Annotated in this window: 14 protein-coding genes and 1 pseudogene; 6 read left to right on the top strand and 9 right to left on the bottom strand. The window is 61.4% G+C overall.

Annotation, left to right across the window (positions count from 1 at the left end; all coding sequences use genetic code 11):
* Positions 1–36 precede the first annotated feature (36 nt).
* Entirely contained in the window at positions 37–729 is a 693-nt protein-coding gene (locus ACA068_RS20165) for a hypothetical protein (protein ID WP_497304266.1), read from the bottom strand.
* A 293-nt stretch (positions 730–1,022) separates the two neighbouring features.
* On the opposite strand from ACA068_RS20165, the gene ACA068_RS20160 reads away from it, so the two are divergent.
* The 5 genes from ACA068_RS20160 to ACA068_RS20140 all read left to right on the top strand — a co-directional run bounded on the left by ACA068_RS20160 (position 1,023) and on the right by ACA068_RS20140 (position 5,530).
* Positions 1,023–1,706, top strand: a complete 684-nt coding sequence (locus ACA068_RS20160) for a response regulator (RefSeq protein WP_497304264.1) — start codon at positions 1,023–1,025, stop codon at positions 1,704–1,706.
* Positions 1,703–3,028, top strand: coding sequence for an ATP-binding protein (locus ACA068_RS20155; protein WP_497304262.1), 1,326 nt, complete (start codon positions 1,703–1,705; stop codon positions 3,026–3,028). Before ACA068_RS20160 ends, ACA068_RS20155 begins: the two co-directional genes overlap by 4 nt.
* Positions 3,029–3,246: 218 nt before the next feature.
* The gene (locus ACA068_RS20150) at positions 3,247–3,732 is read left to right on the top strand and encodes a GNAT family N-acetyltransferase (RefSeq protein ID WP_497304260.1); all 486 of its coding nucleotides are present in this window, start codon (positions 3,247–3,249) and stop codon (positions 3,730–3,732) included.
* Positions 3,733–3,808: 76 nt separating this feature from the next.
* Positions 3,809–5,221: an aspartate aminotransferase family protein gene (locus ACA068_RS20145; protein WP_497304258.1), complete on the top strand. Its 1,413-nt coding sequence runs from the start codon at positions 3,809–3,811 to the stop codon at positions 5,219–5,221.
* An 81-nt stretch (positions 5,222–5,302) separates the two neighbouring features.
* Positions 5,303–5,530, top strand: coding sequence for an MbtH family protein (locus ACA068_RS20140; RefSeq protein WP_497304256.1), 228 nt, complete (start codon positions 5,303–5,305; stop codon positions 5,528–5,530).
* 206 nt (positions 5,531–5,736) lie between these two features.
* On the opposite strand, the gene ACA068_RS20135 is transcribed toward ACA068_RS20140, so the two are convergent.
* The 8 genes from ACA068_RS20135 to ACA068_RS20100 all read right to left on the bottom strand — a co-directional run bounded on the left by ACA068_RS20135 (position 5,737) and on the right by ACA068_RS20100 (position 11,994).
* On the bottom strand, positions 5,737–6,636 hold the full coding sequence (locus ACA068_RS20135) for a metal ABC transporter substrate-binding protein (protein ID WP_497304255.1): 900 nt from the start codon (positions 6,634–6,636) through the stop codon (positions 5,737–5,739).
* Positions 6,637–7,536, bottom strand: coding sequence for a metal ABC transporter permease (locus tag ACA068_RS20130; RefSeq protein WP_010461179.1), 900 nt, complete (start codon positions 7,534–7,536; stop codon positions 6,637–6,639). It lies immediately after the preceding gene.
* On the bottom strand, positions 7,536–8,294 hold the full coding sequence (locus tag ACA068_RS20125) for a metal ABC transporter ATP-binding protein (RefSeq protein WP_497310634.1): 759 nt from the start codon (positions 8,292–8,294) through the stop codon (positions 7,536–7,538). The genes ACA068_RS20130 and ACA068_RS20125 overlap by 1 nt, the downstream gene beginning before the upstream one ends.
* Before the next feature lie 116 nt (positions 8,295–8,410).
* On the bottom strand, positions 8,411–9,337 hold the full coding sequence (locus ACA068_RS20120; protein WP_497304253.1) for a metal ABC transporter solute-binding protein, Zn/Mn family: 927 nt from the start codon (positions 9,335–9,337) through the stop codon (positions 8,411–8,413).
* Between the two features lie 35 nt (positions 9,338–9,372).
* The gene (locus tag ACA068_RS20115) at positions 9,373–9,945 is read right to left on the bottom strand and encodes a DUF6162 family protein (RefSeq protein WP_497304251.1); all 573 of its coding nucleotides are present in this window, start codon (positions 9,943–9,945) and stop codon (positions 9,373–9,375) included.
* The gene (locus ACA068_RS20110; RefSeq protein ID WP_497304249.1) at positions 9,942–10,265 is read right to left on the bottom strand and encodes a hypothetical protein; all 324 of its coding nucleotides are present in this window, start codon (positions 10,263–10,265) and stop codon (positions 9,942–9,944) included. Before ACA068_RS20110 ends, ACA068_RS20115 begins: the two co-directional genes overlap by 4 nt.
* On the bottom strand, positions 10,262–10,804 hold the full coding sequence (locus ACA068_RS20105) for a PA2404 family protein (protein WP_403108476.1): 543 nt from the start codon (positions 10,802–10,804) through the stop codon (positions 10,262–10,264). Before ACA068_RS20105 ends, ACA068_RS20110 begins: the two co-directional genes overlap by 4 nt.
* Positions 10,801–11,994, bottom strand: a complete 1,194-nt coding sequence (locus tag ACA068_RS20100) for a PepSY-associated TM helix domain-containing protein (protein ID WP_497304247.1) — start codon at positions 11,992–11,994, stop codon at positions 10,801–10,803. Before ACA068_RS20100 ends, ACA068_RS20105 begins: the two co-directional genes overlap by 4 nt.
* Positions 11,995–12,422: 428 nt before the next feature.
* On the opposite strand from ACA068_RS20100, the pseudogene ACA068_RS20095 reads away from it, so the two are divergent.
* Positions 12,423–12,674 (top strand): annotated as a pseudogene (locus ACA068_RS20095) (aconitase family protein); the annotation flags it as partial.
* Position 12,675 lies beyond the last annotated feature (1 nt).

Here is a 12,675-nt window from a genome sequence, read left to right as displayed (position 1 = left end):
CGATTAACCGATGATTAACCGCGCCTCCACGGGGACTCAGTCTCGGAACAGACCTGGCCAAGCCTCGTCATTCATACCGTGTGGCCCGGAATGCAGATAGTTTTGCTGGATGTTGTAGATGAGAAACTGGCCTCTGTTCAGAAAAATATAATAGAAACTGTCGGCAAACGTTCTATCGTTTTGTGCGGCTGTAACGATGCGGTGTTTAAAAGGCTCTAATCCCGGCATAGAGGTGGCGGTAATTTCTTCGTGGATCAATCGGTTTTTTAGATAGTCAAAAGAGAGGTAGTGTCCGTCGTTGAGAAGGAAACGAAACAGGTACTTTTTGCCGGCAAGTTGCCACCAGGTTCCCGCTACAATGCGGTCGAAGTAAGGGAGTATTGGTGCCCATATCGAATATTCAACGCGATAGTGGGCGACTGCCTTATCCTGATCCTGGTCGTATTTACAGACCATCGGGGTCTCGCCGTGGTAATAAAACAACCAGGTGAAGTCGTCGGAGCCGTCACTGTTGTCCAAGTCTGTGGTGGTGAAGCCGAATCGCAGGTGCTTGGCGTATTGGTGAAAGCCGGGCCATGAGGTTTGTGTGATTTCTTTAGGGTAGTAGTCGGGGACTCGATGATCCCCCAGATCAAAGTTGGTGAAGGTGTTCGTGTCTTTAAAGAAAAAGTAAATGCGGTCTCTGCCGGCGCGCCAGTCGGTGGCGATGAAGTTGTTAAAGTTTGGCATGGGCTGATTCCTTTCAGTTGAGTGAGGACTCTTTATTATCGGATGGAGTCTTCATGGGTTTATCTGGTTAGTTGTTGTATTGCATGTTTTCTGCGGGGGTAAGATTATCGTGGTAAGCCTTTTTATAATCAGTTTTTTTTAGAGTTGTTTGTTTCGCGATGCAACTAAGTTGTTCGGGCTGGCTCGTTTAATCAAAATGACAGAAAGCTGCACTGTTCGTCAGGCGCCGCGGTTGCCATAATTGCGCCTTAATCCTCAACTGCTTGAATCGCGTTTTTACTCATGGAGCGCCCATGCACGTACTGGTTTGTGAAGACGATGAGCTGATCGCCAGCGGCATAGTCGCCGGCCTTACGGCCCAAGGCCTGACGGTGGAGCACGTCGCCACGGCGTCGGCTGCCCGGGCGATGCTCAAGGTGGCTGAGTTCGACGTGATGGTGCTCGACCTCGGCCTCCCCGATGAAGACGGCCTGAAGTTGTTGCAGCAGTTGCGTCACAGTGGCCTGGAGATTCCGGTGCTGATCCTCACCGCCCGGGATTCGGTCACCGACCGCGTCGACGGCTTGCAGGCCGGCGCCGACGACTACCTGCTCAAGCCGTTCGACCTGCGTGAACTCGCCGCGCGCCTGCACACCTTGTTGCGACGCGTGGCGGGGCGCAGTATCAACCTGATCGAACATGGCCGTCTGACCTACGACCCGAGCAGTCGCGAAACCATGCTCGGCGGTCAGTCCGTCGACCTTTCGCGGCGTGAACAGTCGCTGTTGCAGGCCTTGTTGCATAACCGGGGTAGGGTGCTGTCCACCGAGCAGTTGAAGGACAGCGTTTATGGTTTTAACGATGAGCTGGAAAGCAACGCGCTCAATGTGCATATCCATCACCTGCGGCGCAAACTCGGCAATGGCATTGTCGAGACCGTGCGCGGCCTGGGTTATCGCCTGGGGCCGGCCGATGGTGGAGAGGAAATGAAAAAGTGATGAGCCTGCGTTTGCGCCTGAGCCTGACGCTCGGCGCCGCTTTTGCGCTGATCTGGGCCCTGGCGGCGGCCTGGATGCTCAGCGACCTGCGCAACCAAATGATGTTTTCCCTCGACCAGCGGCTGGTGGCGTCGGCGCGCATGGTCGCCGGCCTGATGGAACAATTGCCCGCGTTGCCGAGCAAGGGCGAGGGCACCCATTTCAGCGCTGAACAGCTTAATATTCCTGGTGGCATGGCCTGCCAGGTCAGCTCGTTGCGCGGCGAAATCCTCGCCCGCAGTCACACCGACCCGCAACAAACCCTCGAAGCCGAGAAAATGGGCTTCCACGATCAGATGATCGACGGCGCGCCGTGGCGCAGCTTCACCCTGGCTCGCGGTGATCTGCGCATTACCACGGCGGATCGGCAGATCGAGCGCGAGGCGCTGAACATGTCGATCCTGCTGGCGGCTTCGGTGCCGGTGGGCGTGGCGTTGCTTGGCTGCCTGTGCCTGTTGTGGCTGGGGATTGGCCAAGGGCTCGCGCCGCTGAACCGGATGCGTGATGCCTTGATGCGCCGCAGCGCCGATTCGCTCGAACCCTTGCAGATCCAGCCGTTACCCAGCGAACTGCAACCCTTGCTGGATACCCAGAATCAGCTGTTCCAGCGCATCGGCAAGACCATCGAGCGCGAACGCCGCCTGACCGGCGATGCGGCCCACGAATTACGCAGCCCCCTGACGGCGATCAAAACTCATCTGCAAGTGGCGCGCATGACTGACGGCGCGGCCCGGGATCAATCCCTGGCCCGGGCCGAAGAGGGCGCCGACCGCATGCACCGCACGCTGGAGCAATTGCTGTTGTTGGCGCGGGTCGAGGGCAGTCTGTCGTTCGATGACGGGGTGCAATGCAGCGCCGAGCAGGTGGCGAAACTGGCGATTCAGGATGCGGCCAGCGGTGATCGTCGGCGGATCAAGCTGCACATGCCGGCGAAGTTCTCCGATGCCCCGGTGCAGATGCCCGCGGTGCTATCGATCGCCGCATTGCGCAACCTGCTGGACAACGCCCTGCGCCATACACCGGGCGACGGATCGGTGGAACTGAGCCTGGAAACCACCGGCAGTCGTGCGCGCTTTCTGGTCCGCGACCACGGACCGGGCATTGCCGAAGACGATCTGCAACATCTGACCCAACGCTTCTGGCGCAACGGCCAGAGCACCGGCTGCGGATTGGGCCTGGCGATTGTCCAGGCGATTGTCCAACGATGCGGCTGCACCCTGCAGTTCGACAGTCGGCCGGATGGGTTGCGGGTTGAACTGACCATGCCGCTCCAATCCCTCTAACCAACACCGCAACTTCTCCTGTGGGAGCGTGCCTGCTCGCGATGAGGTCATAACATCCAACATCCATGTTGATTGTTACACCGCCATCGTGAGCAGGCTCACTCCCATAGGGGAGGCTGTGTTGCACATCAAATGTAACTTCTCTCCATTAGTCACCGACTCGCCACCGGCGCTATCGTCCCCGGCAGCTTTTCTCAATGGATTGAGGTCACAGCGCCATGGATGCATCGATTCACATCTGCAAGGCAACCCCCGCCGACGCCGGCATCATCAGCCGGATTGTCGAGCGCTCCATCCGCTTCGGCTGCGCGCTCGACCACCGCAACGACCCGCGAACCGTCGCCACCTGGACCCACAACAAAACCATCGAACACGTGCAACCCTGGCTGACCGACCAACGGTTGTACCTGAACATTGCCCTGTTGCAGGACAAACCGGTCGGTGTCGCCATGGCGGCGATCAGTGGCAAGGTCGCGTTCTGCTACGTGCAGCCGGAATGGTTTCGTCGCGGTGCCGGAGAGGCGCTGGTTCACGACCTCGAAGGCTGGTTGATCGACCAGGGGCTGGCTCAGGCACGACTCAACAGCACCCGCACCAGCGAGGCTTTTTACCGTCACTTGGGGTACCGGCCCTGCGCCGAAATCTTCACCGTGGCCGGGCTCCACGCCATTCCCATGCACAAGGCACTGACACCGCCGTCATAGAAAGCTGATCGAGGTCTAAATCCTCGGCGCCCTGATGCGTTTCCAGAACAGGAAAACCTTATTGAGGGGTCGAGAGATGTCAGTCGCTACCAGCCTTATGGAAGATCAGTCGGCCCGGATCACTCCGGCGCCGGCCGAGACGCTGTATCAGTTCAACGAGTCGCCGCTGCTGGCCCGTCAAAACCAGCAGGAATCGAATGCCCGCAGCTACCCGCGGCGCATTCCCCTGGCGCTCAAACGCGCCAAGGGCATTTATGTCGAAGACGTCGAAGGCCGCCGTTTCATCGACTGCCTGGCCGGTGCCGGGACATTGGCCCTGGGGCATAACCATGCGGTGGTGATCGAAGCGATCCAGCAAGTGCTGACCGATGAGTTGCCGCTGCACACCCTCGACCTGACCACTCCGGTCAAGGATCAGTACGTCCAGGACCTGTTCGGGTTGTTGCCGCCGGCTTTGGCTGCTGAAGCCAAGATCCAGTTCTGCGGCCCGACCGGCACCGACGCGGTGGAAGCCGCGCTGAAACTGGTGCGCACCGCCACCGGACGCAGCACCGTGTTGTCGTTCCAGGGCGGCTATCACGGCATGAGCCAGGGCGCGTTGAGCCTAATGGGCAGCCTGGGGCCGAAAAAGCCGCTGGGCGCATTGCTTAGCAATGGCGTGCAGTTCATGCCGTATCCCTACGACTACCGCTGCCCGTTCGGCCTCGGCGGTGCGCAAGGGGTGAAGGTCAACCTGAGCTACCTGGAAAACCTGCTCAATGATCCGGAGGCCGGCGTGCAATTGCCGGCGGCGGTGATCGTCGAAGCGGTGCAAGGCGAGGGCGGGGTGATCCCGGCCGATCTCGATTGGTTGCGCGGCCTGCGACGCATCACCGAACAGGCCGGCGTGGCGCTGATCGTCGATGAAATCCAGAGCGGTTTCGCCCGCACCGGCAAAATGTTCGCCTTCGAGCATGCCGGGATCATTCCGGACGTGGTGGTGATGTCCAAAGCCATCGGCGGCAGCCTGCCGCTGGCGGTGGTGGTCTACCGCGACTGGCTCGACACCTGGCTGCCGGGCGCCCATGCCGGGACCTTCCGCGGTAATCAGATGGCCATGGCGGCGGGTTCCGCGGTGATGCGTTACCTGACCGAACACAAGGTCTGCGAGCACGCTGCCGCGATGGGCGAACGCCTGAGCGAACACCTGCGCATCCTGCAGCGGGACTTCCCGCAACTGGGTGACATTCGCGGGCGCGGCTTGATGCTCGGCGTTGAACTGGTCGATCCGACGGGCACGCCCGATGCACTGGGTCATCCGCCGATCTTCGGTCGCCTGGCGCCCTTGGTGCAGCGTGAATGCCTCAAGCGCGGACTGATTCTTGAGCTGGGCGGGCGTCACGGCGGCGTGGTGCGTTTCCTGCCGCCGCTGGTGATTACTGCCGCGGAAATCGATCGGGTGGCCGAGATTTTCGGCCGGGCCATGGCCGCGGCCACCGCCAGCCTCTAAATTTTTCGCGCCGCGCAACGTTCCTTCTACATACCGGCTGCGCACGCAGTGCAGCCCACCCAACAGCGATGGAGACACAGCATGACGTCAGTATTCGACCGCGAGGACATCCTCTTTCAGGTCGTGGTCAACCACGAAGAGCAATACTCGATCTGGCCCGACTACAAAACCGTGCCTGCCGGCTGGCGCACCGTGGGCAAGAGCGGCCTGAAAAAGGAATGCCTGGCCTACATCGAAGAAACCTGGACTGACATGCGTCCGTTGAGCTTGCGTCAGAAGATGGACGAGCAGGCGGCTGTGGCTAATTAAGGCACGACGCAAAAAGAAGCCCGCTGGACTGGTGACAGTCAGCGGGCTTTTTCATGTCTGGAATGTGTGTCGCCTGTCAGGCCGCTTTCGCGAGCAGGCTCGCTCCCACACTTGACCGAGTTGTCCGGGCGGACACGGTCAAATGTGGGAGCCAGCCGGCTCCGGGCGGCGTTCCGACGATGAACGATAACGCGGTCCAACTGACGTTAAGCCCCGCTCAACCCCTTGATCAGCAAATCCACATTCCCTTCCAGCTCAGCCACCGGATCCGCCGCGTCCACGCTCAACACCACCAACCGACTGCCTGCCTCTGCGATCACCGCTTTCACCGCCTCCGACGGCTGGCGATGATGCAACACCACCGCCACGTCATTGTCCTTCAGCGTCGCGCCCAATTGCTTGAGTGCTTCAGGTGTCCACTCTGCGTCCGGGCGTGCATCGAGGCCGATCAGTTCCAGATTCAGCCCGCCGATCAAATAGCCAAAGTGATCGCTCAGGCTCATCACGCTGAGGTTGTCGGTACTGGCCAACCGCGCTTCGCTGTCCGCGCTGAGCTTGAGCAAGCGCTGTTTCAACGCCGCCAGGTTAGCCTCGATCGCAGGCTTCGCCTCGGGCGCCAGACGCACCAGGTCTGCTGCCATCACATCCGCCATCCGCCCCATGTTGTTACTGGAAAACCACGGCTGGCTGTTCAACCCGTCGACCTTGTTGCCAGGCTGCACGGCGATGCCGGGCAGGGCGCCGTCCACCGGACGGGCGGCATCGACTTCGATGATACGGATGTTGCTGCGCCGGGCAATCGGGTACAGCGGATCGTCCGCCCACAATGAGCGCAGACCAATCACCGCATCGGCGTCGGTCGCCAGTTTGGCCAGCGCCGGAGCGCCACGACCAGTGAAGTACGCAGTCTGCCGGCTGCCCGGCAGGTTCGCCGGCGCTGCCCGCTCAAGGGTGACGTCGGTGCCCTTGAGCAGGACTTCGCCCAGCCCGTAAGTGATCGGCAAGGACGCCAGCACGCGCAGGGTTTTTGGGTCCGCCGCAAAGCTTGTGTTGACCAGCCCGCAAAGGGCGACAGCCAGGGTCAATTGACGCAGAGAAAAAGACATTTATCCGATATTCCCTTTCAGGCTTGGAACAACGCCACGCGCGATGGCGGCGAGAGCGAAGGCGATACCGGCGACCAGAATGATCGCGGCACCGGACGGAATGGGCAGGTCAAAGACGATTGGCGCGAGAATCCCGCACAGCGTGCTGACCGTGGCGATCAGCACCGAGCACCAGAAGAAGCCCTTCAGCGACTGGCTGAGCAAGCGTGCCGCCGCGGCCGGAATCACCAGCAGAGCACCGACCAGAATCGCGCCGATGACTTTTACTGCGGCCACGGTGATCAGGGTCACCAGAATCACAAACAGATAGTCCAGCGTCTTCACTGCCACGCCACGGACCGCCGCCAGTTGCGGATTGAAACTGGCCAACATGATGCGGTTGTACAGGGGCAAGGCCAGCGCCATAACCAGCGAGCCGACGATGGCCAGCACCAGCAGATCGTTACCGTTGACCGTCAGCACCGAACCGAACAGCACGTTTTCGAGGATGTGCACGTTGATCTTGCCCGCCAGAATCAGCAGCAGGCTCGCACCCAGGGCCAACGACACCGAGAGAAACACGCCGATCAATGTATCCGGTGCCAGGCCCGTGCGGTTGCGCAGGTAGTTGAGCAGAATGCCGAACAGCAGGCAGTAACCGAACAGGCTGCCGTAAGGCCCGGTGTAAGGTTCACCGAGCAGGATGCCGACGGCCACGCCGGTCAATGCCGCGTGACCCACCGCTTCGGAGAAAAACGCGAAGCGCTTGACCACCACCAGCGTGCCCAGACCGCCCAGCACCGGGCCGATCAGCAAGCCGGCGAGCAGGGCGTTGACCACAAAGCCGTAGGCCAGCGCTTCAGGCAGGTAACCCGAAGACGCCCAGCCCTGGACCATCAAGCGAAAGGCTTCATAACTCATCAGGCAGCGCTCCGTGGATGGGTCGAGAACAGGGTCAGCAAGCGTTCCGGGGTCAGCGCCTGTTTCGGCGCGGCATCGAACAGCACCCGGCGATTGAGCCCGGTGACGCGGTCGGCCAGACGCCCGACGGCTTCCAGATCATGCTCGATCCACAACACGGTGATGCCGCTCTGGCGCCAGTCGCCGAGCAGTCGTTCGAACACCTGGATACCGGCCTCATCGAGGGCCGACATCGGCTCGTCGAGCACCAGCAACTGCGGCGCCGGGATCAACCCCTGAGCGAGCAACACGCGCTGACGCTCACCACCGGACAACGCGCCCATGCGCCGCTTGCGCTTGTCCTGCATGCCGACCCGTTCCAGTGCTTCACCAATCGCGGCGGCGTAATGCTTGCTCAAACCGAGGAACGCCGGACGGCGCTGACACATCGCGGCCATGAAATCGTCGACGGTCATGGGCAAGCCGCGATCGAACTCCAGCGCCTGAGGCACATAACCGATGGTCCCGGGTGTGCCCGGCCATTGCAGACTCAAACGGCCCTGATGTGGCATTTGCCCGAGCAGGGTCTTGATCAACGAACTCTTGCCGCCACCGTTCGGGCCCACCAGCGCATGTATGCTGCCGGGCTGGACCTGGAAGGTCACGTTGTCGAGGATCGTCGTGCGCCCCAGCGTCAAACAGACCTGCGCAAAATCCAAGGTTGGACCCGAAACCTGTGGGAGCGAGCCTGCTCGCGATTGCGGTGGGTCAGTCAACATTGATGTCGACTGACTGGACGCCTTCGCGAGCAGGTCGGAACGCCGCACCGTCGCTCCCACAGGGGATTCGGTTTCAGTTGGGCCTGGGACTTGTGCACTGATGGTTTCTTTAGCCGTCATTTCCCCGACTCCTGAATAGCCCGAACCACGGTGTTGAGGTTGCCGGTCATTTCCTTTTCGTACTTCTCGGCGGTGTATTCGCCATAGGAAATGTGCGACAGCGGGTACAGCTTCACCCCGGATTCACGCTGAATGGTGTCGACGTAGCTGGACGGGAAATCCATCTCCGAGAAGATCACCTTCACGTCCAGTTCCCGCAGTTGATCGATGGTCTTTTTCAACTGGCTCGGACTCGGCTCGATGCCGTGGGCCGGTTCGACCACGGCGGTCACTTCCAGGCCGAATTCACGCAGCAGATAGTCATACGCCGCATGCACCGTCGCCACCCGCAGTTCGGCGTTCGGCGCCTGAGTCAGTTTCGCCAGGGCATCGGCGCGCATCTGCCGCAGGCGCTTGCCGTAAGCGCGGGCGTTCTGGGTGTAGGTCTTGGCATTGGCCGGGTCGAGCTTGCCCAGTTCCCGGGCGATGTTGTTGACCTGGGCAATGGAGGCGCTGATCGACAGGAACGTGTGCGGATTGACGACCTTGCCGGCTCCGCGGGCGGCGGTGCCGGTAGCCGCCAGCAGCGGCACGTTTTCGTTGGCTTCGATCACCGGGACGTTCGGCGTTTCGCTGGCGGCGATCATGCGGTCGGCGAAGTCGTCATGACCGACGCCATTGAGCACGACCACGTCGAGCCCGCTGATGCGCTTGATGTCTTCGGCGCGCGGCTCGTAGGCATGCGGGTTGAACCCGGCCGGAATCAGCGGCACCACCTCGGCCTTGTCACCGACGATGTTGGCCACGTAGCTGTAATAAGGGTGCAGGGTGATGCCGATGCGCAGGCGTTTGGCGTCTTCGGCGCTGGCCAGTGGCGTCAGCAATAAGGCAAGCAGGCCGGCCAGCAGCGGGCGCAGGAAGGAGCGTTGAGATGAAATAGGCATGGGAAAGCGGTCTTCTCTCGGGTGAAGGCGAGGGTTCAGTGCCGGTGCTGGCGGGTCACGCCGGCATCGAATTGCGCGACGATCTGCTGCCAGCCGGCGCTTTCGAGCGCGGCGTCAGTGAGATCGGTCGGGGCCGCGAGGGCGTTGCCGCGGTTGAGCCAGACGTCAGGCGCATCATCGTCAGCGGTCAAACGCATCAGAAACGACCCAGCCACGGCGGGCGTCTGGCTCTGACCGAAGTAAGCCTTGGCGTCGAGCAACTGCCAGGCATGGCCGCCCCGACTGACGGAACTGGCGTCCTGGGCAAACGGTGCAAAGCCTTCATCGGCAAGCGTTGCGGGAGTCGGCAGCGCTTGTTGTTCCTGGCGCAGCAGGTGGATCTCGTCCAGAGTCACCCGCAGGTCGGCGTAGATGCCTTGCTCGGACGCGCTCAGGTCGCGGCGGGCATCCAGTTGATGGCTGCCTACGCTGCTGACTTCCTGAGACTCATGGCGCCAGGCGACCACCGAGCCGGCCACCGCCAGGATCATCAGGCACAACAGCAACACGTACAGGGTTTCATGGCCGGCACCGGCCGGGCGGACGACGTGCGTGGTTGGCGTACTCATGGGGCTTCGATGTCCGCTTGGTCGATCTCGACGACGTGGCCGGGGCCTGCGTCGAACAGCACGTAGAATTCGGCGCCGGGCTTCTTGAAAGTCAGGGTCGAATCGGCGCCGAGCTTGCCCGGCACGAGGATGGTTTCGTCGTAGCCGATCACATCCAGCGTCACGCCCGGTGCGCCACTGCCGTCGGAGAAACCGCCCGTGCACTGGATGTGTTCGGTATCGATGGCTTTGCATTCGCACATCGGGTTGTGGGCCAGGGCGCTGGCGCTGAAACCGGCGCAGAGCACCAGTAAAGCCGCGTTTAGAGAACGTAGCGTCATGGTTTGCCTCCTTGTTTGTTCAGCCACGCGAGGGTGGCGGGGGATGCCTGGCTCAGGGGGATCGACGCTTGGTGCATCGCGCCGTCCCAGCCTTCCATGGTGATCCACAGTTCGGCGTCGGCTTTGGTCTTGTCGGGGATCGGCAGCATGGCGCCCATGCGGTACGGCGTGCCGAAGAAAATCACCCCGGCGGCGCGCAGGCTGCGGGGTTTGCCGATGCGCAGGTACGTCGCCTTGACCTGATCGCGGCAGCTGTCGCACAGCGCCGCATTGAAGCTCTTCATGTGGCCGGCCGGGCCATCGAGGGTCGGGGCTTCGTTGCGCAACTCGGCGAGGCGCAGGCTCCAGGGCCCGACCTGCACTTCACCGATTTCCCGCTCACCCAGGCCGGTGTCGCCACGAAACAGCGCCGCATCGGCAAAATATTTGGGCATGAACCCCAGCGGCACCAGCAACAGCAGAACGTTGATGTGGAAACGCCATTTGTGCCAGAAGCGGCTGAGTTTCGAAGCGGGTTTTTCAGCGGCGAACAGGCTCATTGGCTGACCCCCGCGGTTTCGCGGCTTTCGACGGCAATGGTGCGCGGACGCTTGTCTTTGCGCTTGAGGGCGTTGGCCGTGGCCAGGGCGGTGCGCTTGGTCCAGATCAGCAGGCCGCTGAGCACCATCATGCTCAGGATCAAACCGAAGAAGAACCAGATCAGCTTGATCCAGATGCCGCCGAAATCACCGGTGTGCAGCGGCCGCATGGATTCGGTCACCAGCTCCAGGCCGGAACGGTCCGACAGCAGGCGGGTGGCGGCGATATCGCCGGTGTACGGGTTGATCTCGGCGGTCTGGAACATCAACGGATACCAACTGCGACCGCCCACCGTGAGGTAGCTGTAGGCATTGGCGGGCATACTGACGAAGCTGTCTTCCAGACCCGGAATGCGTTCCTTGGCCTGGGCAATCGCGGCTTCCAGGCTGATCATCGGCGCTGGCGAACCATCGCTGCTCACCGGCACGCTCTCACGCGGGACCACAAGTGCCACGGGGGCGGTGGAAATCGACACCTGGTTATCGAACATGAATGCCTGAATCAGGAACCAGGTGCTAGTGATGGAAATCACCGCGATGAACCAGATCGACCATATGCCGCTGAGGCGGTGAAAGTCGCCCCAGAAAATTCGTGCGCCATGACGGATGCGCAATGTCGGTCGGAAAAAGCCTTTCCAGAAACGCTTGTAGACCACCAGCCCGGTCACCAGGGACGCCAGCAAAGGCAGACTCAGGAACGACACCAGGTACCAGCCCCAGCTGTAACCGTTGGTGAACGGCACCAGCCACCAGCCGTGCAATGCACGGGTGAAGGCCTGGAAATTGAATTGCGGGGCAGTGCCCTGAATCACGCCGCTGTACGGGTTGACGTAAACCTTCACCGAGCGCCCGTCGGGGTAGCTGACATCGACATCGAGCGCGAAGTGCGACTCGTCGGGCCGGCTGATGCCCTCGACCAGGGTGTTCGGTTCCGCCTTCTTGATGGCGGCGATGATCTGGTCATAACTGAGCAGCGGTGCATCGTCCGCAGGCTGACTGGCGCGCATCTGCGGGTTGGCCAGCCAGACGATTTCCTGACTGACCACCGCCAGCGTGCCGGTGACACAGACGATCAGCACGAAAAACCAGATCGGCAAGGCCAGCCAGCTATGGACCAGAAACCAGAGTTTGGAGCGGGATTTCTTCGACATGATTAAAGGTCTTGTATCGATGGGAGGGCCTCTGCTGCGGGCTTCCCAGCGATGAGGTCCATGAAAGGCCGGCCCGTGGCTTTTGCCTACGCGGACTGACTGCATCTCTATAGGACGGATGAGGAACGGAAATCCCGAACAGTGATGTGAAAGTAAATGTTTCGCGTTCCAGCCAACACGCATAACCCCTGTGGGAGTGAGGCTGCTCGCGATAGCGATGTGTCAGTCACGTTGATGTTGGCTGAACCACCGCTATCGCGAGCAGGCTCACTCCTACAAGCGGATTTGTGTTCACTTGAGGTAGCGGGTGAATAGATCCAACACGAACCATGGCTCACGGGATCACTGTCCGGCCATTGATGGCGATGGCCTACTCCCTAAGATGGAGCCCAGACGCCTTTCACCCGCGAGCCTGAGCGAGCACCTCCATGACTCCAGCAAGAATCCTCTACGACAAACACATCGATTCACACACGGTGTGTCGCCTCAATGACCAGGGCCACGTCCTGTTGTACATCGATCGCCAGGTCATCAACGAATACACCAGCCCCCAGGCGTTCAGCGGGTTGCGCGAGGCCAAACGCGGAGTCTGGCGTGCCGGCACCGCACTGGCGGTGGTCGATCACGTCAACCCCGCCGCCCCGGTGCGCATCGCCGCGATGCCGGACCCCGGTGGTGCGC

This window comes from Pseudomonas sp. LBUM1660, assembly GCF_059695935.1.
Note: the sequence above shows the minus strand (reverse complement) of the source record. Positions and strands in the feature narration are given on the sequence as shown.

Coding starts and splice junctions, on each gene's coding strand:
- ACA068_RS20125 (WP_497310634.1), bottom strand. CDS start 8,294: ATGTTGACTGACCCACCGCAATCGCGAGCAGGCTCGCTCCCACAGGTT.
- ACA068_RS20115 (WP_497304251.1), bottom strand. CDS start 9,945: ATGAGTACGCCAACCACGCACGTCGTCCGCCCGGCCGGTGCCGGCCAT.
- ACA068_RS20105 (WP_403108476.1), bottom strand. CDS start 10,804: ATGAGCCTGTTCGCCGCTGAAAAACCCGCTTCGAAACTCAGCCGCTTC.
- ACA068_RS20110 (WP_497304249.1), bottom strand. CDS start 10,265: ATGACGCTACGTTCTCTAAACGCGGCTTTACTGGTGCTCTGCGCCGGT.
- ACA068_RS20140 (WP_497304256.1), top strand. CDS start 5,303: ATGACGTCAGTATTCGACCGCGAGGACATCCTCTTTCAGGTCGTGGTC.
- ACA068_RS20145 (WP_497304258.1), top strand. CDS start 3,809: ATGTCAGTCGCTACCAGCCTTATGGAAGATCAGTCGGCCCGGATCACT.
- ACA068_RS20120 (WP_497304253.1), bottom strand. CDS start 9,337: ATGCCTATTTCATCTCAACGCTCCTTCCTGCGCCCGCTGCTGGCCGGC.
- ACA068_RS20130 (WP_010461179.1), bottom strand. CDS start 7,536: ATGAGTTATGAAGCCTTTCGCTTGATGGTCCAGGGCTGGGCGTCTTCG.
- ACA068_RS20135 (WP_497304255.1), bottom strand. CDS start 6,636: ATGTCTTTTTCTCTGCGTCAATTGACCCTGGCTGTCGCCCTTTGCGGG.
- ACA068_RS20160 (WP_497304264.1), top strand. CDS start 1,023: ATGCACGTACTGGTTTGTGAAGACGATGAGCTGATCGCCAGCGGCATA.
- ACA068_RS20150 (WP_497304260.1), top strand. CDS start 3,247: ATGGATGCATCGATTCACATCTGCAAGGCAACCCCCGCCGACGCCGGC.
- ACA068_RS20165 (WP_497304266.1), bottom strand. CDS start 729: ATGCCAAACTTTAACAACTTCATCGCCACCGACTGGCGCGCCGGCAGA.
- ACA068_RS20100 (WP_497304247.1), bottom strand. CDS start 11,994: ATGTCGAAGAAATCCCGCTCCAAACTCTGGTTTCTGGTCCATAGCTGG.